The sequence below is a fragment of the Bradyrhizobium sp. CAR08 genome, from assembly GCF_052871955.1.
This window is the reverse complement of sequence record NZ_JBIXJX010000021.1, coordinates 13,955-33,571: the sequence shown is the minus strand read 5'-3', so window position 1 is coordinate 33,571 and position 19,617 is coordinate 13,955. Positions and strand designations below refer to the sequence as shown.

General features: G+C 63.7%; 23 protein-coding genes. 12 read left to right on the top strand and 11 right to left on the bottom strand.

Annotation, left to right across the window (positions count from 1 at the left end; all coding sequences use genetic code 11):
• Window positions 1-14 precede the first annotated feature (14 nt).
• The 4 genes from trmD to ACIPUD_RS32680 all read left to right on the top strand — a co-directional run bounded on the left by trmD (window position 15) and on the right by ACIPUD_RS32680 (window position 3,302).
• A complete protein-coding gene (gene trmD / locus ACIPUD_RS32695; RefSeq protein ID WP_085348440.1) occupies window positions 15-770 on the top strand; it encodes a tRNA (guanosine(37)-N1)-methyltransferase TrmD in 756 nt (251 codons plus the stop codon).
• Between the two features lie 110 nt (window positions 771-880).
• Window positions 881-1,267: a 50S ribosomal protein L19 gene (gene rplS, locus ACIPUD_RS32690; protein ID WP_007598824.1), complete on the top strand. Its 387-nt coding sequence runs from the start codon at window positions 881-883 to the stop codon at window positions 1,265-1,267.
• A gap of 323 nt (window positions 1,268-1,590) precedes the next feature.
• Window positions 1,591-2,997 carry a 3-isopropylmalate dehydratase large subunit gene (gene leuC, locus ACIPUD_RS32685; RefSeq protein WP_026233880.1) on the top strand — a complete coding sequence of 469 codons (1,407 nt, stop codon included), beginning with the start codon at window positions 1,591-1,593 and terminating at the stop codon, window positions 2,995-2,997.
• Between the two features lie 95 nt (window positions 2,998-3,092).
• Window positions 3,093-3,302 carry a hypothetical protein gene (locus tag ACIPUD_RS32680; RefSeq protein ID WP_007604263.1) on the top strand — a complete coding sequence of 70 codons (210 nt, stop codon included), beginning with the start codon at window positions 3,093-3,095 and terminating at the stop codon, window positions 3,300-3,302.
• A gap of 54 nt (window positions 3,303-3,356) precedes the next feature.
• Here the strand turns inward: ACIPUD_RS32680 and ACIPUD_RS32675 are convergent, their stop codons facing one another.
• The 3 genes from ACIPUD_RS32675 to ACIPUD_RS32665 form a co-directional block, all read right to left on the bottom strand.
• Window positions 3,357-3,917, bottom strand: coding sequence for a hypothetical protein (locus tag ACIPUD_RS32675; protein ID WP_026233879.1), 561 nt, complete (start codon window positions 3,915-3,917; stop codon window positions 3,357-3,359).
• A gap of 159 nt (window positions 3,918-4,076) precedes the next feature.
• Window positions 4,077-4,337: a hypothetical protein gene (locus tag ACIPUD_RS32670; RefSeq protein WP_026233878.1), complete on the bottom strand. Its 261-nt coding sequence runs from the start codon at window positions 4,335-4,337 to the stop codon at window positions 4,077-4,079.
• Between the two features lie 57 nt (window positions 4,338-4,394).
• On the bottom strand, window positions 4,395-4,676 hold the full coding sequence (locus ACIPUD_RS32665; RefSeq protein ID WP_018459797.1) for a hypothetical protein: 282 nt from the start codon (window positions 4,674-4,676) through the stop codon (window positions 4,395-4,397).
• Window positions 4,677-4,830: 154 nt separating this feature from the next.
• Between ACIPUD_RS32665 and ACIPUD_RS32660 the strand changes: the two genes are divergently transcribed.
• The 4 genes from ACIPUD_RS32660 to ACIPUD_RS32645 all read left to right on the top strand — a co-directional run bounded on the left by ACIPUD_RS32660 (window position 4,831) and on the right by ACIPUD_RS32645 (window position 7,511).
• Complete coding sequence (locus ACIPUD_RS32660; protein WP_026233877.1) at window positions 4,831-5,232, top strand: metallopeptidase family protein; 402 nt, start codon at window positions 4,831-4,833, stop codon at window positions 5,230-5,232.
• Between the two features lie 106 nt (window positions 5,233-5,338).
• The gene (gene leuD / locus ACIPUD_RS32655) at window positions 5,339-5,944 is read left to right on the top strand and encodes a 3-isopropylmalate dehydratase small subunit (protein ID WP_446482278.1); all 606 of its coding nucleotides are present in this window, start codon (window positions 5,339-5,341) and stop codon (window positions 5,942-5,944) included.
• A 136-nt stretch (window positions 5,945-6,080) separates the two neighbouring features.
• Entirely contained in the window at window positions 6,081-6,866 is a 786-nt protein-coding gene (locus tag ACIPUD_RS32650) for a hypothetical protein (RefSeq protein ID WP_018459794.1), read from the top strand.
• 225 nt (window positions 6,867-7,091) lie between these two features.
• Entirely contained in the window at window positions 7,092-7,511 is a 420-nt protein-coding gene (locus ACIPUD_RS32645; RefSeq protein WP_026233876.1) for a hypothetical protein, read from the top strand.
• A 51-nt stretch (window positions 7,512-7,562) separates the two neighbouring features.
• Here ACIPUD_RS32645 and ACIPUD_RS32640 read toward each other — a convergent pair whose 3' ends face one another.
• Window positions 7,563-9,257 carry a caspase family protein gene (locus tag ACIPUD_RS32640; protein ID WP_446482277.1) on the bottom strand — a complete coding sequence of 565 codons (1,695 nt, stop codon included), beginning with the start codon at window positions 9,255-9,257 and terminating at the stop codon, window positions 7,563-7,565.
• Window positions 9,258-9,365: 108 nt separating this feature from the next.
• Entirely contained in the window at window positions 9,366-10,247 is an 882-nt protein-coding gene (locus ACIPUD_RS32635; RefSeq protein WP_018459792.1) for an HpcH/HpaI aldolase/citrate lyase family protein, read from the bottom strand.
• Window positions 10,248-10,357: 110 nt separating this feature from the next.
• Here ACIPUD_RS32635 and ACIPUD_RS32630 point away from each other — a divergent pair, with 110 nt between their 5' ends.
• Window positions 10,358-11,002, top strand: coding sequence for a carbonic anhydrase (locus tag ACIPUD_RS32630; RefSeq protein WP_018459791.1), 645 nt, complete (start codon window positions 10,358-10,360; stop codon window positions 11,000-11,002).
• 115 nt (window positions 11,003-11,117) lie between these two features.
• On the opposite strand, the gene ACIPUD_RS32625 is transcribed toward ACIPUD_RS32630, so the two are convergent.
• Window positions 11,118-12,152 carry an aspartate-semialdehyde dehydrogenase gene (locus tag ACIPUD_RS32625; RefSeq protein WP_018459790.1) on the bottom strand — a complete coding sequence of 345 codons (1,035 nt, stop codon included), beginning with the start codon at window positions 12,150-12,152 and terminating at the stop codon, window positions 11,118-11,120.
• A gap of 116 nt (window positions 12,153-12,268) precedes the next feature.
• On the opposite strand from ACIPUD_RS32625, the gene ACIPUD_RS32620 reads away from it, so the two are divergent.
• Window positions 12,269-13,057: a hypothetical protein gene (locus tag ACIPUD_RS32620; RefSeq protein ID WP_085348445.1), complete on the top strand. Its 789-nt coding sequence runs from the start codon at window positions 12,269-12,271 to the stop codon at window positions 13,055-13,057.
• A 156-nt stretch (window positions 13,058-13,213) separates the two neighbouring features.
• Entirely contained in the window at window positions 13,214-13,600 is a 387-nt protein-coding gene (locus ACIPUD_RS32615; RefSeq protein WP_027514960.1) for a hypothetical protein, read from the top strand.
• Window positions 13,601-13,749: 149 nt separating this feature from the next.
• On the opposite strand, the gene leuB is transcribed toward ACIPUD_RS32615, so the two are convergent.
• A complete protein-coding gene (gene leuB / locus ACIPUD_RS32610) occupies window positions 13,750-14,862 on the bottom strand; it encodes a 3-isopropylmalate dehydrogenase (RefSeq protein WP_446482276.1) in 1,113 nt (370 codons plus the stop codon).
• Between the two features lie 132 nt (window positions 14,863-14,994).
• Between leuB and ACIPUD_RS32605 the strand changes: the two genes are divergently transcribed.
• Window positions 14,995-16,185 carry a YbfB/YjiJ family MFS transporter gene (locus ACIPUD_RS32605; protein ID WP_204512875.1) on the top strand — a complete coding sequence of 397 codons (1,191 nt, stop codon included), beginning with the start codon at window positions 14,995-14,997 and terminating at the stop codon, window positions 16,183-16,185.
• A 138-nt stretch (window positions 16,186-16,323) separates the two neighbouring features.
• Here ACIPUD_RS32605 and ACIPUD_RS32600 read toward each other — a convergent pair whose 3' ends face one another.
• The 4 genes from ACIPUD_RS32600 to ACIPUD_RS32585 all read right to left on the bottom strand — a co-directional run bounded on the left by ACIPUD_RS32600 (window position 16,324) and on the right by ACIPUD_RS32585 (window position 19,550).
• The gene (locus ACIPUD_RS32600) at window positions 16,324-17,106 is read right to left on the bottom strand and encodes a molybdopterin-dependent oxidoreductase (RefSeq protein ID WP_204512876.1); all 783 of its coding nucleotides are present in this window, start codon (window positions 17,104-17,106) and stop codon (window positions 16,324-16,326) included.
• 14 nt (window positions 17,107-17,120) lie between these two features.
• Window positions 17,121-17,750, bottom strand: coding sequence for a cytochrome b/b6 domain-containing protein (locus ACIPUD_RS32595; protein WP_204512877.1), 630 nt, complete (start codon window positions 17,748-17,750; stop codon window positions 17,121-17,123).
• A gap of 183 nt (window positions 17,751-17,933) precedes the next feature.
• Window positions 17,934-18,488, bottom strand: coding sequence for a fasciclin domain-containing protein (locus ACIPUD_RS32590; protein WP_018459783.1), 555 nt, complete (start codon window positions 18,486-18,488; stop codon window positions 17,934-17,936).
• 300 nt (window positions 18,489-18,788) lie between these two features.
• Window positions 18,789-19,550 (bottom strand): SDR family oxidoreductase, encoded by a 762-nt coding sequence (locus ACIPUD_RS32585; RefSeq protein ID WP_018459782.1) that lies wholly within the window; start codon window positions 19,548-19,550, stop codon window positions 18,789-18,791.
• Window positions 19,551-19,617 lie beyond the last annotated feature (67 nt).

Below are 19,617 nucleotides of genomic sequence, written 5' to 3'. Positions count from 1 at the left end.
ATAACTGAGATCCGATGACCAACCCCTCACCCTGGCGCGCGACGGTGCTGACGCTGTTTCCGGAGATGTTTCCGGGGCCGCTGGGCGTGAGCCTGGCCGGCCGGGCGCTGGCTGGCGGGCTCTGGGAGCTGGAGGCGCGAGACATCCGGGCCTCGGCCACCGACCGCCACCGCAGTGTCGATGACACCCCGGCCGGCGGCGGACCGGGCATGGTGCTTCGGGCCGATGTTCTGGCGGCCGCGATCGATGCCGCCGGGATCGGGCCGGACCGGCCGAAACTGCTGATGAGCCCGAGGGGTCGGCCATTGACCCAGGCCCGGGTTCTCGAACTCGCCAAGGGCCCGGGTCCTCTGATCGTCTGCGGGCGGTTCGAGGGGGTGGACCAGCGCGTGATCGACGGGCGGGGCCTGGAGGAGGTCTCGATTGGGGATTACGTCCTCTCCGGCGGCGAAATCGCGGCCCTGGCCCTGATCGACGCCTGTGTTCGGCTGCTTCCGGGCGTGATGGGCAAGGAGGCCTCGGGAACCGAGGAAAGCTTCTCGGACGGCCTGCTCGAATACCCCCAATACACCCGGCCGCAGCGGTTCGAGGGAACCCCGATTCCGGAGATCCTGACCTCCGGTGACCATGCCAAAGTCGCCAGCTGGCGGCGGGCGGAATCCGAGGCCCTGACCGCGGCCCGGCGACCGGATTTGTGGGCCCAGATCCCGAGCAAAGTCCCGAATCGGGGCGGACGCCAAAAAACGCCAAAAAACAAGACAGACGGGTGACAAACGCTCCGGCTTGCCTTATAGCAGCGGCCACATCCGCAATGGCTGGATAAACGAATTTCGCGCAGCCCCCGTTTTCCAAGGCTGGGCGCGCCGATGGAGATTTACCCATGAACCTGATCCAACAGCTCGAAAAAGAGCAATTCGACAAGCTCTCCGCCAACAAGGAGATTCCGGAATTCGGCCCCGGCGATACCGTGATCGTCAACGTGAAGGTCGTCGAAGGCGACCGCACCCGCGTGCAGGCCTATGAAGGCGTTTGCATCGGCCGTTCCGGCGGCGGTCTCAACGAGAGCTTCACGGTGCGCAAGATTTCGTACGGCGAAGGCGTGGAGCGCGTGTTCCCGGTGATGTCGCCGATGATCGACTCGATCAAGGTGGTGCGCCGCGGCAAGGTGCGTCGCGCCAAGCTCTATTATCTCCGCAACCTTCGCGGCAAGTCGGCCCGCATCGTCGAGAAGAAGCAGGACCGACCGGCTGCTGCCGTCAACGAGTAAGCTCCGCTTACAGGCGAGTTTCCAAAAGCGCGGGGCCAACCCCGCGCTTTTTTGTTGCGTCAGCCGTGCGCGTCAAAGCCCTCGCGATTCCGGTTCGGCCTGCTATATATTCTTGGAATGTTTCCAGATTTGACCAGCCTCTCGCCCGTCAAGCGCGTCGTCATCGACGATCGCTCGCGGCTGCCTGGCCGGTTCTTCGGACGCTTCGCGACCTCGGCAACGTCAGAGCTTACGCGCGCAGCCTAAAAGCTGCGCTGACGATTTTGTTGCCCGCGCGCTATCCGCGCAACCCGCTCTACACAACATTCCTGGAGCTGACGCTCATGTCCAAGCCGACCACATTGTACGACAAGATCTGGAACGACCATCTGGTGCACGAAGCCGAGGACGGCACCTGCCTGCTCTATATCGATCGCCATCTGGTGCACGAGGTCACTTCACCGCAGGCGTTCGAAGGCTTGCGCGCCACCGGACGCAAGGTGCGCGCGCCGGAGAAGACGCTGGCCGTCGTCGACCACAACGTGCCGACCACCGACCGCACCAAGCCGAACCCCGACCCTGAAAGCATCGAGCAGATCAAGGCACTGGCCGACAACGCCCGGGAATTCGGCATCGAATATTACGACGAGTTCGACAAGCGTCAGGGCGTCGTCCATGTCATCGGCCCCGAGCAGGGCTTTACGCTGCCCGGCACCACCATCGTCTGCGGTGACAGCCACACCTCGACGCATGGTGCGTTCGGCGCGCTCGCGCACGGCATCGGCACGTCGGAAGTCGAACATGTGCTGGCGACGCAGACGCTGATCCAGAAGAAGGCGAAGAACATGCGCGTCACTGTCGACGGCAAATTGCCGGATGGCGTGACGGGCAAGGACATCATCCTCGCCATCATCGGCGAGATCGGCACCGCGGGCGGTACCGGCTACGTGCTCGAATACGCCGGCGACGCGATCCGTGCGCTCAGCATGGAAGGCCGCATGACGGTCTGCAACATGTCGATCGAAGGCGGTGCACGCGCCGGATTGGTCGCGCCGGACCAGAAGGCGTTCGACTTCCTGCGCGGCCGCCCGAAGGCACCGAAGGGCGCCGACTGGGACGCGGCGATGCGTTACTGGGAGAAGTTGCGCTCGGACGAGGGCGCGCATTTTGACCACGAGCTGCGGCTCGATGCCGCGAAGCTGCCGCCGATCGTGACCTGGGGCACGAGCCCTGAAGACGTGATCTCGGTCACCGGCAGCGTGCCCGATCCCGACAAGATCGCGGACGAGGCCAAGCGCCTGTCGAAGCACCGCGCGCTGAAATACATGGGCCTGACCGCGGGGACGAAGATCACCGACATCAAGCTCGACCGCATCTTCATCGGCTCCTGCACCAACGGCCGGATCGAGGATCTGCGCGCCGCCGCCAAGATCGCGGAAGGCAAGCAGGTCGCAGGCGGCGTCAACGCCATGGTCGTGCCGGGCTCCGGCCTCGTGAAGGAGCAGGCCGAGGCTGAAGGTCTGGACAAGATCTTCATCAAGGCCGGCTTCGAATGGCGCGAGCCCGGTTGCTCGATGTGCCTCGCGATGAACCCCGACAAGCTGGCTCCGGAAGAGCGCTGCGCCTCGACCTCGAACCGCAATTTCGAGGGCCGCCAGGGCTTCAAGGGCCGCACCCATTTGGTGTCGCCGGCGATGGCCGCAGCCGCGGCGATCGCGGGCCACTTCGTCGACATTAGGGAGTGGCGGTAAGCCGCTCCCTGCAATTTGAGCGATTGCGGCAAACCGCCGTTAATCGGCAGCGCCGACACTGCGTCCTCGCGAACATTTCGCGAGGACACGAGATCATGGCCAGCAAGCCTGAATATGTCGATCTGATCAGCGCGGCGACGCCCCAGCATCGGCGGCGCGCCGCACCGCTGCGCATGGTCGCCAAGCCCGAGGTCGAGGAGACCTCGAAGCTCAGCCGCTGGCCGCCGGCGATGTTCAAGCAATGGAAGATCGAGAACCTGACGCGCTGGACGTCGGCGACGTGGAAACTGAAGGATTGGCTTTAAGCCACCGGATGAACAAAGGGCGCCGTCGAGGCGCCCTTTTCATTTCGATCGTGCTTACCAATAGCGATACGGATGGTGCCAGCGATGCCAGCGGCAGACGCGGCGCGGGCCGTAATAGGTCCAGATGACCCGGCAGCGGCGCGGATGGCTGTAATAGGGATAGTAGCCGCCATAGTAGCGCCGGTGGAAATGGCGATGGCCGTAATAGGCGGGACGATAGATGCCGTAGCGATGGAATCCGCCTCCGCCATAGTGGCGAACTCCGCCGTAACGATAGCCGCCGCCATGAAAGGCGGGTGCGGCCCGGAAGCCACCAGCGTGGAAACCACCGCCGCGGAAGCCACCGATATGTCCTCCGCCACCGTGGAAGCCGCCTCCACCGTGGAAACCGCCGCCGCCATGAAAGCCGCCGCCATGTCCACCACCACCGCCGCCGCCGTGGCGAACCTGGATCATGTCGTCACTTGCGGCCTTCGCCGCAGGCAACGCGGTCGGATTGACTGGTGTCATCGCTTCAGCGCGGCGCGTCGTGCCGGCCGACAACATCAGCGTCGCGGCGGCCGCAATTCCGAGCAAGCGCATCCGGCTTGCCTTGAGACCCAATATCCTCAGCATCGACTTCTCCCTGAATCTGGACAGCGGAGTTGCGACGCTCGCTCCCGGCTCGCGTCATCCGTGTTCATTGGCGGTCGCTCCCGAGATTAAATTACGGACAGCGACGTGAACCCATCATGAATGAACGGCATTCCGCGGAAGCGCCTGCAGGCTAGTGCATCACCGCCACGGTCCATAGCCGAACACGAATGGCGCCGGCACGGCATAGGGATAGGGGCGGTAGAAGACCGGCCGCGCGTAATAATGCGGATCAGGACGCGGAGCGTAATGCATGATGTCGGGCCGCACATGTCGCCCTCCGTCGAACGCCGCGCGCCCTGCCGAGGCATCCGGCAGCTTCGTCACCCTATGCGCTGCAAAAGCGTGAGGCAGGCCTGCGGCAAGTCCGGCAGCGACGGCCAACGCGATCCATCTCATCATGACGGCCTCTGCCTGCAACATGGCGCTTCATCGGCGCGCGACGGCATCGCGCTCGTATCAGCCCCGGCGCCAGTAGCAGCTCATATGCGGCACGATCACCGTGCCGCTCGGGCGATATTCCTGCACATAGGTGGCGTTGCACTCGCGGACCGCATCGGGACCGGGATTGTAGCGGGGATAGACGCCATCCGGACTGTAATAGGGCGTGACGCGCAGGCGCGCCGGGGTCCGCTTGCGCGGCGGCGGCAGATCGTCTCGCGAGGCCGCTTGGGCCAGCCTGATCCCGGGAGCCGCGGTCTGGGCCTCCGCGCCAACGCAAAACTGCGAAAACAACCCCATGCACAGTAGCGTCAGCGCTGTTTTCGCTCGCATTTTTCTGCCCACCTGAACGTCCACTTCGAGGCCTACGCTCCCCGTTTTGACGGCGCTCGTCAACCTCGCCGCGCTTATAAAGCCGGATGCATCGCCGCGAAACCCACGCTATGAGAAGCCCATGTGGACGGAATTGAAAGCGCCCTCGCTGGCCGAGATGGAAGCGATGGCGCATGAAGTGTTCGAACGCCTGCCGGCGGAGTTTCGTAGGCTGTGCGAGGGCGTGATCATCCGCGTCGACGACTTCCCCACCGAGGAAGTCCTGGACGAGATGGCATGCGAGAGCGAGTTCGACCTGCTCGGCCTGTTCCAGGGCGTCGGCCTGCCGCAGCAGAGTTTTGCCGACGTGGCGCGGCTGCCCAACATGGTCTGGCTCTACCGCCGGCCGATCCTGGATTACTGGGCCGAGCACGACGAAAGCCTCGGCCATATCGTTCGCCACGTCCTGATCCACGAGATTGGCCATCATTTCGGCCTGTCGGACGACGATATGTCCGCGATCGAGGCTCAAGAGCCGGGTTGAGCAGAGAGCCCGGTTAGGCAGACGAGATCTGCCGAATTCGGCCTAGGATTTCCGCCCCGATCGCGATAAATACCGGTTCCCTAGACCATCCCGGGAAAGCGCAACCATGGACAAGTTCACCACGCTGGAAGGCGTCGCGGCGCCGCTGAAGATCATCAATGTCGACACCGACATGATCATTCCGAAGCAGTACCTCAAGACCATCAAGCGCACCGGCCTTAGCAAGGGGCTCTTCTCCGAGCAGCGCTACAAGGACGACGGCAGCGAGAACCCCGATTTCGTCCTCAACCAGCCCGCCTATCGCAACGCGAAGGTGCTGGTCGCCGGCGACAATTTCGGCTGCGGCTCGAGCCGCGAGCACGCGCCCTGGGCGCTGCTCGACTTCGGCATCCGCTGCGTGATCTCGACCTCGTTCGGCGACATCTTCTACAACAACTGCTTCAAGAACGGCATTCTGCCGATCCGCGTGGCCCAGGAAGACCTCGACAAGCTGTTCGACGACGCCGAGCGCGGCGCCAACGCGACGCTGACGATCGACCTGCCGAACCAGGAGATCCGCGGTCCCGACGGCGGCAAGGTCAAGTTCGAGATCGACCCGTTCCGCAAGCACTGCCTGATCAACGGCCTCGACGACATCGGCCTGACGATGGAGAAGAAGGCCTCGATCGACACCTATGAGGACAAGCTAAAGCGCGAACGCGCCTGGGCCTGATCTCAAGTTTTTGTTCAAGCCCCGGTGCTACAAGCGCCGGGGCTTTTTCTTTGTTCTGATTATCCCGTATCTTTCGAGCATGATCTTGTCGGAAAACCGCTGCACACTTTTCCGGATCATGCTCTAAGCTCCGCGCATGCTGCCCGACATCGTCACCTTCTGGCACGGCCCGATGGACGCCTTGCGCCAGACCTGTCTGCGCTCGCAGCTGGCTGCCGGCCACAAGGTCACGGTCTACAGTTTTGACACCATTCCCGGCCTGCCCGCAGGCGTCGAGAATGCCGATGCCGAAGCTATCCTGCCACATGCGTTCTCCGAACGATTGCGACCGCCGCAGCCGGACGGCAGCTGGCGCGACTGGACCACGCTTCAGTTCAGCGACTTCTTCCGCATGAAGCTGATGGCGAAGGACCTCGGCCTCTGGCTCGACGCCGACGTGCTGCTGCTCAGGCCCGTCGAGATCGATCCGGCAAAGCCCTATTTCGCGTGGGAGCGGCCGCGCCAGCTCGGCAACTCCGTGATTTACCTTCCACCTGAACACGGCATCGTTGCCGCTTTCGAAGAGCTGATGGAGCAGGAGGAGCTGACGCCGAACTGGCTGTCGCTGCGCCATCGCGTCACGTTTGCGATGCGCCGCCTGCGCGGCGGCTCGAACCGCCTCTCCGACATCCGCGTCGCGATCTTCGGGCCGGCGGCACTCACCGCGCTCGCGCGCCGCACCGGCGAGCTGCACTGCGCCTTGCCGAAGCAATCGTTCTACGCCGTGCATGCCGAGCCAAAACTGTTCTTCGATCCCTCGAGCTATCTCGGCCTCGTCACCGACCGCGACATCATCGGCCTGCATATCTCGCCCAAGGGCCGCGGCGGTGAGAAGCCGATCCCGGGCAGCCTGTATGCGTGGGCGGCGGAGCGGTTCGCATAATTTTCTCCGCTGTGCGGCGCTCTCGCGCCCGGACGCAGCGCAGCGCGAAGCGGTGCGTTGCTGAGCCGGGGCCCAGCGATGCGGCGAGATGGCTCCGGCTCTGCGAGCAGCGCTTCACGCTGCAGCGCGTCCGGGACACGAGAGCTGTATTTGATCCAGCGCAACGCGCACCTGCACCATTGTGCCTAATCTCGCTCCAATTCCGTCGTTCGAATGGAGCTTCGCATGAGCACCGCAACCAGGCCTTATCCCATTGTCCAGGACCTCATCGAGTCCTTTGCAAGCTGGCTGAAGCATCGCCGCGAGCTGAACGAGATCCGGCAGCTCGACCGCGCCGATTTCGACCGGATCGCGCAAGACCTGCGGATCGCGCCTGACGATCTGGAAGATCTGGTCCGTCACGGCAAGCACGCCGCCGACGAGCTGCCGAAGATGCTGGAGCAGCTCGGCATCAGTGCCGAAGGGCTCGGCCGCGCGCATCCGCTGCTGCTGCGCGACATGGAGCGGGTGTGCGCGCTTTGCAGCCACAAGGGCCAGTGCGATCGCGAGCTGGCCGACGGCACCGCCGCGGAGAACTATCACGGCTTCTGCGCCAATGCCTCGACACTGGAGTCGCTCGACCGTGCGGATCACGCGCATCGCTAAGGCGTTGCCCTTATCAAAGGATTAGTTTAGCGGCAGGATGTCCCGCCGGTGCTAGATCACGCCCGTACGGGCACAAGCCTCGCGCCGGGCAAATCCTTTGACGAGTTTTCTGCAAGCACGATAGCGCTCTTCCATGCTCGTCCCACTGACATTGCCTGACGGGCTCGGTTCGGCCGCGCTTTCCTTTTTGGCGGCACGAGGCTGCGAGGTTTTCTCGCGCTTGCTTGAAGCATCCTCCGGCGCTGGCACGAGCTTCCAGACAGGGCGGAGCTCTATGTTCGCCTTCTCAGTTGGATTTTCCTTGTTGACGGACGACAGCGTAAGGACGTTCTTGTCCATCCTGACGGTGACGGGTGTTCCGCTGATGGAAAATTTGTCGTTCACAATGTATTCGGCAAACGACCGGTACCCCGCCTCATCCTTCACCCACGATGCCTTTGTCGGCGGTCCCCAGAGGTAGTGTCCCTTGGCTAACCCGGTGGCAGAGACTTCCGTAACGATCAGCATGGCATACCGTCCTTTGCCATTCGTCCATCCACGTTTGTTGGACCACACGCCGACAAATCTGGAGTTAGCATTGAGCGGATCATTCTGATCAGGCGATATAGCGTAGCTTGGCAGTTTGAGTTGCTGAGCTGCCGCGATGGCTGCAACTTTCTGGTTATCTTCGGGCGCAAATAGATTTCGGACGACGGTTTTTGCGTCCGGTTTCGGAGGGGCAGCTGGGGATGAGAGCACCGCAACTTCGTTGGCCTTGAAATTCTTCACCCGCTGGCGCGCTTCTGCGGCGTGGCTGCTGCGGGGGTACCTGGTCAGAAACTCCTCGTAGAGGCCTGCCACCGTGGACGTCTGGATAGCCAGCCAAAACTTCTCGTCCTCCGCGGCATCTGCAGGCGCGGGAGCCGACGCGACTGGCGCTTGAGCGCTCGCCACCGGAGCTCTCAGGTAAATCTCTTTCTTCGACAAAGAGCCGTATACGAAAGGCTGCTGCTCGCGTCTGGTGGCCGCCATCACGTCGTCACGAACACGACGAAACAGAAACGATATCTCCAGCCCCGGCGTTTCAATGTGGCGAAGGAGCGATGCCGTGAATGGGCTGTTCCGGCCATCCCCGTCGCTTGCCGTAGTACCGTCCCGGGCGGCGTACGCAATCAGAACGTTATCGGATGGCTCCGTCGGAGCGAGTCCGCGAGCCACGGCCCGGGTGCTCAGCGAGCGTCTCATCTTTGCGGCAAAAGGATTGTTGCGGCATGCGTCCAGTATCACAAGGCCCAACTTTCGTGCCTTCGAAACCTGAAGGCTCACCGAGCGCAGGCTGATGGCCTCGCTTTCGATGTCGGTATCGCTGCGCAGCTCTGCGCCGACCGGAATCAGCCAGTTCTCGCCGCTGACCTCCATGCCGTGTCCGGCATAGAAAACGACCGCAAGGTCTGCTCCCTCCGCAGAGCGGCCGAACTCGACGACAGACTTCCTCATCTCTTGCGCAGTCGCGTTCTTGACCTGGGTGACTTTGAAGTCGAGCCGCTCCAGCGCGCGGCCGATGTCGGCCGCATCGCGCGTCCGGTTCGGCAACTCGGGTACCTTCTCATAGGCGCCGTTACCGATGACGAGCGCAACCCGAACCTGCTGCGCAAGCGCCGGCGTGGCGAATGGAAATGACGTAACGAGAAGGACTGCTAGGAAAAAAATGCGCATCAAATGCTTGCCCGGATCAATATCGAGCGTGAGGGTAGCATTGTCTTTCACCACCGCAACGGGAAAAGCCGGGATCGTGGTCGTTCAGAGAACCGCGGCTCCCCGAGCATACCGGTAACCGCGTCAATGTTCGTTCGGCTTGAGCGCAACCGCCTGCCCTCAGCCCTTCCCCATCGCCGCAATCGCGTCCGCGATCTCGATCGTGCGCCGCGCCATGTCGGCGTGCAGCCGCTCCACCATGGCGCCGTCGAGACGGATCGCGCCGCGCGAGACGTTCTCCGGCAGCTCGAACGCGGCGATGATCTTTCGCGCGCGCGCGACTTCCTCCTCCGGCGGGGTGAAGATCGCGTTGCAGGCTTCGATCTGCGAGGGGTGAATCAGCGTCTTGCCGTCGAAACCGAGATCGCGGCCTTGCGCGCATTCGGTGGCGAAACCATCGGAGTTGGCGATGTCGCTATAGGGGCCGTCGAGGATTTCGAGGCCATGGGCGCGCGTCGCCAGGATGCAATGGGAGATCATCGGGATCATCGCCGCGCGGCCCGGCAGCATCTTGATGCGCGTCTCGCGCGAGATGTCGTTGGGCCCGAACACGAAGCCTGACAGGCGCCGCGCTGGATCGCGCCCGGCGGCAGCGAGTTCTTCGGCATGCAGTACCGCGCGCGCGGTCTCGATCATGGCCCAGACCTTTACGGTCGGCGCCGCGCCGAGTTCGGCGAGACGGCGGCCGATCGTGTCGAGCTCCTCCACGCGTGAAACCTTTGGAACCAGGATGCCGTCGGGCGAGGCATTCGCCGCCATCGCGACATCGTCGGCCCACCAGGGCGTGTCGAGGCCGTTGGTCCGGATCAGGATCTCGCGCTTGCCGAACCCTTTGGCCGCGATCGCGGCCGCGATGCCATCGCGTGCCACTGCCTTGGCATCGGGCGCGACGGAGTCTTCCAGGTCGAGGATCAGGCCGTCGGCGGCGAGATTGCGCGCCTTTTCCAGCGCGCGGGGGTTGGAGCCGGGCATGAACAGATGGCTGCGGCGCGGGCGGGTCATGCAAGCGTTCCTTCCGGTTTCCTCATCTCATTCCGACCGAAGCCGATAGCATCTGGCCTGCCTATTCGAAAGGCTTGTTCGTCCCAGCGGTATATGATTAGGCATAGGCCATGACCACATTCCCAGAGCATTTGCTGGAAGGCTACAAGGCCTTCGCCACCCAGCGGCTGCCGACCGAGCAGACCCGCTACCGCGAGCTGTCGGTGAAGGGGCAGTTCCCTGAAGTGATGGTGATCGGCTGCTGCGACAGCCGCGTCTCGCCCGAAGTGATCTTCGACGTCGGGCCGGGCGAACTCTTCGTCGTCCGCAACATCGCCAATCTGGTGCCGGTGTATCAGCCCGACGGCAACGCGCATGGCGTCTCGGCGGCGCTGGAATATGCCGTGACGGTGCTGAAGGTGAAGCACATCGTGGTGCTCGGGCACGCCCAGTGCGGCGGCATCCGCGCCTTCGTCGACAAGATCGAGCCGCTCACGCCGGGCGACTTCATCGGCAAATGGATGCAGATGTTCATCAAGCCGGGCGAAGTGGTGGAGCAGCGCGACCACGAGACCATGGCGCAATTCGTCGAGCGCATCGAGAAGGCCGCGGTGTTCCGCAGCCTGGAAAACCTGATGACCTTCCCGTTCGTGCAGAAGGCGGTCGAGAGCGGCCAGATGCAGACCCACGGCGCCTATTTCGGCGTCGCGGAGGGATCACTGTTCGTGCTGGACAAGGCGGCGAAGGAATTCAGGAACGCGCGCGAGATGGCGTAGGTCCGCAGCTCTTGTGGGGTGGGCAAAGCGAAGCGTGCCCACCACTTTTCTAGCAATTGTGGAAAGATGGTGGGCACGGCGCTTCGCGTCTTTGCCCACCCTACGGCAGCACGGCTTACGCCGCCTTCTTCTTCGCGCTGATCAGCTTGCGGTTGATCAGGACTTCCGCGATCTGGATCGCGTTGAGCGCGGCGCCCTTGCGTAGATTATCCGAGACGCACCACAGCACGAGACCGTTCTCCACCGTCGCGTCCTCGCGGATACGGCTGATATAGGTGGCGTCCTCGCCGGCGGCTTCATACGGCGTGGCGTAGCCGCCGGGCTCATGCTTGTCGATGACGAGACAACCCGGCGCCTTGCGCAGGATGTCGCGTGCTTCGTCCGCGCTGATCGGGTTCTCGAACTCGATGTTGACGGCCTCGGAATGGCCGACGAAAACTGGCACGCGCACGCAGGTCGCGGAGAGCTTGATCTTGGGATCAAGAATCTTCTTGGTCTCCGCCATCATCTTCCACTCTTCCTTGGTGTAGCCGTCCTCCATGAAGACGTCGATCTGGGGGATGACGTTGAAGGCGATGCGCGCCGGAAACTTGTTATTGATCAGCTCCTGGTTGGTGTAGACGGCCTTGGTCTGCGAGAACAGTTCGTCCATCGCGTCCTTGCCGGCGCCCGACACCGATTGATAGGTCGAGACCACGACGCGCTTGATCGTCGCCTTGTCGTGCAGGGGCTTGAGCGCGACCACGAGCTGCGCGGTCGAGCAGTTCGGGTTGGCGATGATGTTCTTCTTCTTGAAGCCCGCAGTCGCGTCCGCATTCACTTCCGGCACGATCAACGGCACGTCCGGGTCCATGCGCCAGGCCGAGGAATTGTCGATCACGACCGTGCCGGCGGCGCCGATCTTCGGCGACCATTCCTTCGACACCTCTCCGCCGGCCGACATCAGGCAGATGTCGACGTCGGAGAAGTCGTAATGCTCCAGCGCTTTGACCTTCAGCGTGCGGTCGCCGTAGGAGACCTCGACGCCCATGCTGCGGCGTGACGCCAGGGCCACCACCTCGTCCGCAGGGAATTTGCGCTCGTCGAGGATGTTGAGCATTTCCCGTCCGACATTGCCGGTCGCGCCGACGACTGCGACTTTGTAACCCATCGTTCACTCTCCGACGAAAAAGCTCTTTCCTGAAGCTGAGGCTTAAACAGGAAGAGCAGCGCTTCTATGCGAGAACCGGCCTCAAGACAACGTTGGACCATGCCTTAGGGACGTGGATGCAGTCGCCCGAGGCCAGCACGGCCGCAAACCCCACCCAGATCCATCTGGCGCTTGCAGCCTTCGCCGACGAGGTCGTCGGCACGCTGGCGCGCCTGTTCGCCTATGTGGGGATTTTGGTACTGTTTGCCATCCTCGGCCTTGCCGCACTCGGCCAGCTGCCCAACTTGCGCGACGATGATCCGGCGCTGAAGCCCGATTGGAGCGTGGCCGACCGGTCGCCTCCGGCCTTCGCCCTCAGCCGGCTGGATTCGTCAGAAAAAACAGCTTCTTACGCGATCTTCAGGCATCCCGAAGGCGGCCGCAGGGACGTGATGCGCTGGGCCAGCGAGGCAGACAGGACCGTGGCCGAGCTCGAGATTTACCGGGAAGGCGGCGAATTCGACGTGACGCGTCCGGCAACAATGGATCTGGCCGTCCGGATGGGACTGGGCACCGCGACCCTTCTGGAGCAAGCCGGCCTGATCGCCACGAAATTCGGCCCCGTCGCCCTATTCCAGCCGACCGGCACGGCGGAGGGCGCGCGGGCCTGCCTCGGCTACCTCAAGCGCAGCGAGGAGCCGGCGCTCCAGATCTCCGGATTCTCCTGCCAGGGCGACAGCCTGCCTGCGCGGCGCGCCGCGATCGCCTGCACGCTGAACCGGCTAACGCTGCTGACCTCGGGCAACGAGCCGAAGCTGGCCGAATTGTTCGCCCATGCGGAGCTGAAGCGCCGCCCCTGCGCGCCCCCGGGCGCGTCGGACTGGCTGCTCGGCGCCGCCAATGCGCAATTGCGCGGCGCGCTCTGATCGGCATCAAGCTCAAGTGGCTGTATCCATGCAACTTTTGCCGGCGCGCACGATTATTCAGCGCTGGTGTGACCCAATAGACCTAGTTGCGGCCGCCCCGGCCGGGTTAGTATGAGCGTGAAATTGATTGGCGGCTTGCCGCCTGAAGGGGACGTGATGAGCTCGAATTTCTCTGCCGCGAACAAACTGGCGATGTGGCTTGCGGCCGGCGCCGTGATTGCCATGTCCTCAGCCTTCGCGACACCCGCCTCGGCCGACACCAAGAAGCAGCGCTATGACAGCGGCCGTCACTATTACGGCCCGAGCGGCCCCAATTCGAGCTATCAGCAGGGCCGCACCCGCATCTATGTGAGCAAGCGCTCCTGGCTCGACGGTGGCACCGAGGTCAATCCGGGCGACCGCAAGTTCTCCGACTACGCCTTCCCGCCGGCGGTGGGCTATCCGACCTTCGCGCGCGAAAATCTCAACCGCCCGATCGATCGCCAGCCGCTGAGCACGCCGCAGGATGTTGGCGGCTATCCGCAGAATTTCCCGCTGTACTGAGGCGGACATATCGACCGAATCAAAATGGCCGGGCTCGCGCCCGGCCATTTTTGTTTGTCGTGTAGCCCGGGAGGAGCGAAGCGCAATCCGGGATTTTCGACACGCGGGAAGAACGCCGGATTTCGCTTCGCTCCATCCGGGCTACGGCTCTAAGCGTGCAGCTTCTGCAATTCCTTCAAGATCGCTTCGCCCATCTGCGTGGTCGAGGCGGCAGTGGTGCCTTCCGACTTGATGTCGGCGGTGCGCAGGCCGCTGGCCAGCACCGCGGCGATCGCGGCGTCGACCTTGTCGGCGAGCGCGCCCATGTCGAAGGAGTAGCGCAACGCCATGCCGAAGGACGAGATCATCGCGATCGGATTGGCGAGGCCCTGGCCTGCGATATCAGGCGCCGAGCCGTGCACGGGCTCGTACAGCGCCTTGCGCTTCTTGCTCTTGACGTCGACCTCGCCGAGCGAGGCCGAGGGCAGCATGCCGAGCGATCCCGTCAACATCGCAGCAATGTCGGACAGCATGTCGCCGAACAGATTGTCGGTGACGATGACGTCGAACTGCTTCGGCCATTTCACCAGCATCATGCCGCCGGAATCGGCGAGCTGATGCTCGAGCGTGACGTCGGGATATTCGCGCTTGTGGACCTGGGTCATGACCTCATTCCAGAGCACGCCCGACTTCATGACGTTGCGCTTCTCCATCGACGTCACCTTGTTCTTGCGCTTCTTCGCAAGCTCGAAGGCGACGCGGCCGATGCGCTCGATCTCATAGGTGTCGTAGACCTGGGTATCGATGGCGCGCTTCTGGCCGTTGCCGAGATCGGTGATGGTCTTGGGCTCGCCGAAATAGACGCCGCCGGTGAGTTCGCGCACGATCATGATGTCGAGGCCCTCGACCGCCTCGCGCTTCAGGCTGGAGGCCTCCGCCAGCGCCGGGTAGCAGACCGCGGGACGGAGGTTGGCGAACAGACCGAGATCCTTGCGCAGGCGCAGCAGGCCGGCTTCGGGGCGCACCTCGTAGGGCACCGCGTCCCATTTGGGACCGCCGACCGCACCGAAGATGATGGCGTCGGCGTCCTTGGCCTTGGCCATGTCGCGTTCCGAGATCGACACCTTGTGCGCGTCATAGGCCGAACCGCCGACGAGGCCGGTGTCGGTCTCGAACTTGGCGATGCCCGCCGAATTGAGCCAGTCGGTCAGCCGCTTCACCTCGCCCATCACCTCGGGGCCGATACCGTCGCCGGGAAGCAGCAGCAGTTTGTGGGTCGCCATGGTCGTTTCCTCTGAGGTCGATTTCGGCCGGAGTGCTAGAGCGGCGTTGCGTACTTGGCAAGACACCATTGCCGCTTCGGTTCTGTGCAAGGCGGGCAGGGCCTGCCACACTGCGCATGCCGGAGTACCCATTTGCACGCCCCTGAACGTCCCCCGCCCGACGCCCATCCCGCGCGGCTGATCCTGACCCTGTCGCTGGCTGCGACGGTCGGGCTGGGTATCGGCCGCTTCGCCTATTCGCTGGTGCTGCCCGACATGCGGGAGGACCTCGGCTGGTCCTACTCGGCGGCCGGTTTCATGAACACCATCAACGCCGTCGGCTACCTCGCGGGCGCGCTAGTGGCGTCCCGGCTGATCCAGCGGGTCGGCTGGTCGGCCGCGATCCGCGGCGGAACCCTGGCCTGCGTCGCGGCGCTCGCGACTTGCGCGCTGACCGGGAATTTCGTTGCGCTGAGCCTGGCCCGTCTCGTGCTGGGCGTTGGCGCCGCGGCCGGTTTCGTCGCCGGAGGCGCGCTGGCCGCTTCCATTGCGCAGTCACGCCCGGAGCGGGCCAATTTCCTGCTCAGCCTGTTCTATGCCGGGCCCGGCATTGGCATTCTCTCATCAGGACTGATCGCCCCGTTCACGCTGCAATATTTCGGGCCGGGCTCGTGGTGGATCGTGTGGTGGGCGATGACGCTGCTGTCCGTTGTCATGACCGTGCCGCTGTTCCTGGTCCGCATCGAGAGCGGCGTGCGTTTCTCGCAAGGCGGCCACGGCGCCTTCGCCATTTTTCCGGTGCTGATCTATCTCGCCGGCTACTTCCTGTTTGGCGCGGGCTACATCGCCTACATGACCTTCATGATCGCCTATGTGCGCGACGGCGGCGGCGGGGCCGCAGCGCAGGCCGCGTTCTGGAGCCTGATTGGCTTGAGCGCCTTCGTCACGCCGTGGGCCTGGCGCCGCGTGCTCGCGCTCGATCGCGGTGGTCTTGCCACCGCCATCATCCTCGGCACCAACGCGCTCGGCGCCGCCCTGCCGATGCTCGGGCATTCGCCGGCATGGCTCGCGGTCTCGGCGATCGTGTTCGGCGTCGCCTTCTTCGCCGTAGTCGGCTCGACCACCGCCTTCGTGCGCTTCAACTATCCGCCCGAGGTGTGGCCGACCGCGATCGCGGCGATGACGATCTCGTTCGGCGTCGGCCAGACGCTGGGCCCGATCGTGGTCGGCGCGATCACGGACGCGCTGGGGAGCTTGAGTTACGCGCTGAATGTGTCGGCGGCGCTGCTGGCGCTGGGCGCGGTTGCCGCGCTGTGCCAGCGGAAAGTGGAGCCGGCCTCATAACAAGTGTCGTCCCGGCGAAGGCCGGGACCCATAACCACAGGGAGCATTTTGGGGAAGACTGGTCGTTCGGGATTGGCATCTAGCGAAAATCGATAGACCTCGCGGTATGGGCCCTGGCCTTCGCCGGGACGACAACAGCTAGCTTCCGCTGAACGAATTGTACCCCTGGTCTTCCCAATAGCCGCCCTTGTAGTCGTTGGTGACTTCCATCGACACCACGTATTTCGGGTTCTTGAAGCCGAGCTTGGTCGGCACGCGGATCTTCATCGGGAAGCCGTAGGCGCGCGGCAGGATTTCGCCCGCATATTTGAACGTCATCTGGGTCTGCGGATGCAGCGCGGTGCGCATGTCGAGCGGAGAATTGTAGCCGTCCTTGTCGGCGCACTGGAACCAGACATACTTTGCGCGGGTGTCGGCGCCGATCAGCTTAAGGAAGTCGCGCATGGGTGTACCGGTCCAGCTGCCGATCGCGCTCCAGCCCTCGACGCAGATGTGACGGGTGATCTGCGTAGCCTGCGGCAGCTTGTACAGCTCGGGAAGCGTCCACGACTTCTTGTTCTCGACGAGACCGCGGACTTCGAGCTTCCAGTCGGCACCGTCGACATCGGGCGCGTCGTCGAGATCGTAATAGGCGTTGAACGGAAACGGTTTTGTGATCGCGCTCTCGGGAAACGTCGGCGCCAGCGCGTCGGGATTGAAGATGAAATCCTGCACGGCATCGTTGAATTTCGAAACCGACTTCAGCATCTCCTCCGCGGAGGACGAGTCGATCACGTCGCAGCCGGTGAGCAGCGTCAGCGCCCCGAGGCTGGCGCCGCCCGCGATGAAGCGGCGGCGGCTGACCTCTGGCATCGTCTTGATGGAATCCTTGATCAGCAGCCGCTTGTCGACGCCCGGGATCAGGAATGAGCGCTTCGCCATGACTCTCTCTCCACTCAACGGCCGATGATCATCGCGCGCAGGCTCTTCGGCACCAGCAGCGCGAGTAAAACATGAATGACCAGGAAGGCGCAGATCGCGGCCATGCAGAAGAAATGGATGTAGCGCGCGGTCGGATAGTCGCCGAACAGGGACACGAGCCAGTGCAGTTGCACCGGTTTCCACATTCCCAGCCCCGACAGCACGATGATCACGCCGATCAATATGATGCCGGCATAGAGCACGCGCTGGACGTAATTGTAGACGGAGAGATCGGCATGGCCGAGCTTGAAGGTCAGCGCAGCCCTGACGTCGTGGAGCACGCCGGATGGGGTGATCGGCAGCAGTTTTTTCCGGAAGCGGCCGGTGGCAAAACCGGTGACGAGATAAGCAAGGCCGTTGATCATCAAGAGCCACATCGCCGCAAAGTGCCAGAGCAGGCCGCCACCGAGCCAGCCGCCGAGCGTGTACTCGCGCGGAAAGCTGAAACCGAACAGCGGCGAGGCGTTGTAGATCTGCCAACCCGACAGGATCATCAGGATCATGGCGAAAGCGTTGATCCAGTGCATGACCCGGACCCAGGCCGGCTGGATCACTTTGGCCGGGGTGGCGCTGACCTGCTCGTCGGTGACTGTGAGGCTCGACATGGCGGTTCCGTCCTGAACATCGTCTGACAGCAATTATACGCCGATGCTTCCGCTTTCGTTACGCCCTGTTCGGCATCGAATCCATGTCGGCTGGCTATCGTGGTCACAATAAAGCGAGCCGGGTACCCCCGGCTCGCCATTTCGTCGCATCCGGTTCGGGGATGAAGCCGGACGGCGCGGTGTTTACGTCGCCGGCATCAGCACGGTGTCGACCACATGGATTACACCGTTCGACTGGTTGACATTGGAGATCGTCACCATCGAGGTACCGCCCTTGGCGTCGAGGATCCAGACCTTGCCGTCCTGCTTCTTCACCGTCAGCTCCTCGCCTTCGGCGGTCTTCATCTTCTTGCCGTCGGTGAGGTCGGACGCCTCGAGCTTGCCGGGCACGACATGGTAGGTGAGGATCTTGGTCAGCGTCGCCTTGTTCTCGGGCTTCACCAGAGTGTCGACGGTGCCGGCCGGCAGCTTGCCGAAGGCGGCGTTGGTCGGCGCGAACACCGTGAACGGACCCTTGCCTTCCAGCGTCGGCACCAGGCCGGCCGCCTTCACCGCCGCCACCAGCGTGGTGTGGTCCTTCGAGTTGACGGCGTTCTGGACGATGTTCTTGGACGGGAACATCGCGGCGCCGCCGACCATGACGGTCTTTTCCTCGGCGCGGGCGGGCGCGACGACGGTCGCGGTGATGGCCAGCGCGCTGAAGGCCGCAGCGGTGAGATAGGCAATACGCTTCGACATGGAGGGTCTCCCGATTGGATTGTGACCGGCGATTGCCGGCGTTCGAGTTGGGCAACAACAGTGGCTGCGACCTGCGAGTGTGAAGCAGCAGCGCCGTCGTTGGCTCGAACTACGGGAGCGTTTGCGAAGCGGTTTCGAACAAAACTTCTTTGTGATGGGTGAAACTAAGTGCGTGGTTCTCCGTGGGGGGCGTCATTGCGAGGAGCGAAGCGACGAAGCGATCCAGGCTGCCACCGCGGATGCACCGCTGGATTGCTTCGCTTCGCTCGCAATGACGCGCCTCGACGATCTACCTGCCGCTCAATCCCTGTTGTGCGGCGTCTGGATAAACCCGCGATTATGCGTCGGGCTGATCAGCAGTTCATTGATGCACACCCGCGCCGGCATGCTCGCGATGAACGCGATGGTGCGGCCGAGATCTTCGGATTGCAGCATCCTGGCCTGCTCCTCCTCGCTCGGTACCACCGGGCGCAGCTTCAGGATCGGGGTCGCCACCTCGCCCGGCATCAGGCAGCAGGCGCGCAAGCCGTTGACGCATTCGTCCATGTTGAAGGAATGCGTCAGCGCCAGCACCGCATGCTTGGTCGTGGTGTAGGCCGGGCCCGGCATTTTCGAGACGTGGCGGCCGGCCCAGGACGAGACGTTGATGATGGAGCCGTCCTGCTGCTTGCGCATCGTCGGCAGCACCGCGCGCATGCAATAGAGCACGCCGTTGAGATTGACCTGGACCAGCTGGTCCCAGCCCTCCAGTTCCATGTCCTTCCAGCTCCGCTTAGGGACATTGATGCCGGCATTGTTCACCAGCAGGTCGATCCGGCCGTGCTTCGCAACGATTTGATCAGCCGCCTTCTGGGCCGCGGCGGCGACCGACACGTCCAGCGCGATGGCCTCGGCGGCCCCGCCCGTCTGGGCGATCTTCGCGACCACGGTATCCAGGGCGTCCTTGCGCCGGCCCGAAACCACCACCGTCCAGCCGTCGGCCGCCAGCGCCTCGGCGCCGGCCTCCCCGATCCCGCTGCCCCCGCCTGTCACCCAGGCCACGCGTTTCCCGTTTTTGGTCATGCAAACTGTCTCCGTTGCTTCATCGGGGCGGTTTTTGCTAATCCAGCCCTCGGTTTTGACCGGCCTC

Excerpts from the sequence above, each read along its gene's own strand:
- trmD (WP_085348440.1), top strand. The coding sequence starts at position 15 with ATGACCAACCCCTCACCCTGGCGCGCGACGGTGCTGACGCTGTTTCCG.
- rplS (WP_007598824.1), top strand. The coding sequence starts at position 881 with ATGAACCTGATCCAACAGCTCGAAAAAGAGCAATTCGACAAGCTCTCC.
- leuC (WP_026233880.1), top strand. The coding sequence starts at position 1,591 with ATGTCCAAGCCGACCACATTGTACGACAAGATCTGGAACGACCATCTG.
- ACIPUD_RS32680 (WP_007604263.1), top strand. The coding sequence starts at position 3,093 with ATGGCCAGCAAGCCTGAATATGTCGATCTGATCAGCGCGGCGACGCCC.
- ACIPUD_RS32675 (WP_026233879.1), bottom strand. The coding sequence starts at position 3,917 with ATGCTGAGGATATTGGGTCTCAAGGCAAGCCGGATGCGCTTGCTCGGA.
- ACIPUD_RS32670 (WP_026233878.1), bottom strand. The coding sequence starts at position 4,337 with ATGATGAGATGGATCGCGTTGGCCGTCGCTGCCGGACTTGCCGCAGGC.
- ACIPUD_RS32665 (WP_018459797.1), bottom strand. The coding sequence starts at position 4,676 with ATGGGGTTGTTTTCGCAGTTTTGCGTTGGCGCGGAGGCCCAGACCGCG.
- ACIPUD_RS32660 (WP_026233877.1), top strand. The coding sequence starts at position 4,831 with ATGTGGACGGAATTGAAAGCGCCCTCGCTGGCCGAGATGGAAGCGATG.
- leuD (WP_446482278.1), top strand. The coding sequence starts at position 5,339 with ATGGACAAGTTCACCACGCTGGAAGGCGTCGCGGCGCCGCTGAAGATC.
- ACIPUD_RS32650 (WP_018459794.1), top strand. The coding sequence starts at position 6,081 with ATGCTGCCCGACATCGTCACCTTCTGGCACGGCCCGATGGACGCCTTG.
- ACIPUD_RS32645 (WP_026233876.1), top strand. The coding sequence starts at position 7,092 with ATGAGCACCGCAACCAGGCCTTATCCCATTGTCCAGGACCTCATCGAG.
- ACIPUD_RS32635 (WP_018459792.1), bottom strand. The coding sequence starts at position 10,247 with ATGACCCGCCCGCGCCGCAGCCATCTGTTCATGCCCGGCTCCAACCCC.
- ACIPUD_RS32630 (WP_018459791.1), top strand. The coding sequence starts at position 10,358 with ATGACCACATTCCCAGAGCATTTGCTGGAAGGCTACAAGGCCTTCGCC.
- ACIPUD_RS32625 (WP_018459790.1), bottom strand. The coding sequence starts at position 12,152 with ATGGGTTACAAAGTCGCAGTCGTCGGCGCGACCGGCAATGTCGGACGG.
- ACIPUD_RS32620 (WP_085348445.1), top strand. The coding sequence starts at position 12,269 with ATGCAGTCGCCCGAGGCCAGCACGGCCGCAAACCCCACCCAGATCCAT.
- ACIPUD_RS32615 (WP_027514960.1), top strand. The coding sequence starts at position 13,214 with ATGAGCTCGAATTTCTCTGCCGCGAACAAACTGGCGATGTGGCTTGCG.
- leuB (WP_446482276.1), bottom strand. The coding sequence starts at position 14,862 with ATGGCGACCCACAAACTGCTGCTGCTTCCCGGCGACGGTATCGGCCCC.
- ACIPUD_RS32600 (WP_204512876.1), bottom strand. The coding sequence starts at position 17,106 with ATGGCGAAGCGCTCATTCCTGATCCCGGGCGTCGACAAGCGGCTGCTG.
- ACIPUD_RS32595 (WP_204512877.1), bottom strand. The coding sequence starts at position 17,750 with ATGTCGAGCCTCACAGTCACCGACGAGCAGGTCAGCGCCACCCCGGCC.
- ACIPUD_RS32590 (WP_018459783.1), bottom strand. The coding sequence starts at position 18,488 with ATGTCGAAGCGTATTGCCTATCTCACCGCTGCGGCCTTCAGCGCGCTG.
- ACIPUD_RS32585 (WP_018459782.1), bottom strand. The coding sequence starts at position 19,550 with ATGACCAAAAACGGGAAACGCGTGGCCTGGGTGACAGGCGGGGGCAGC.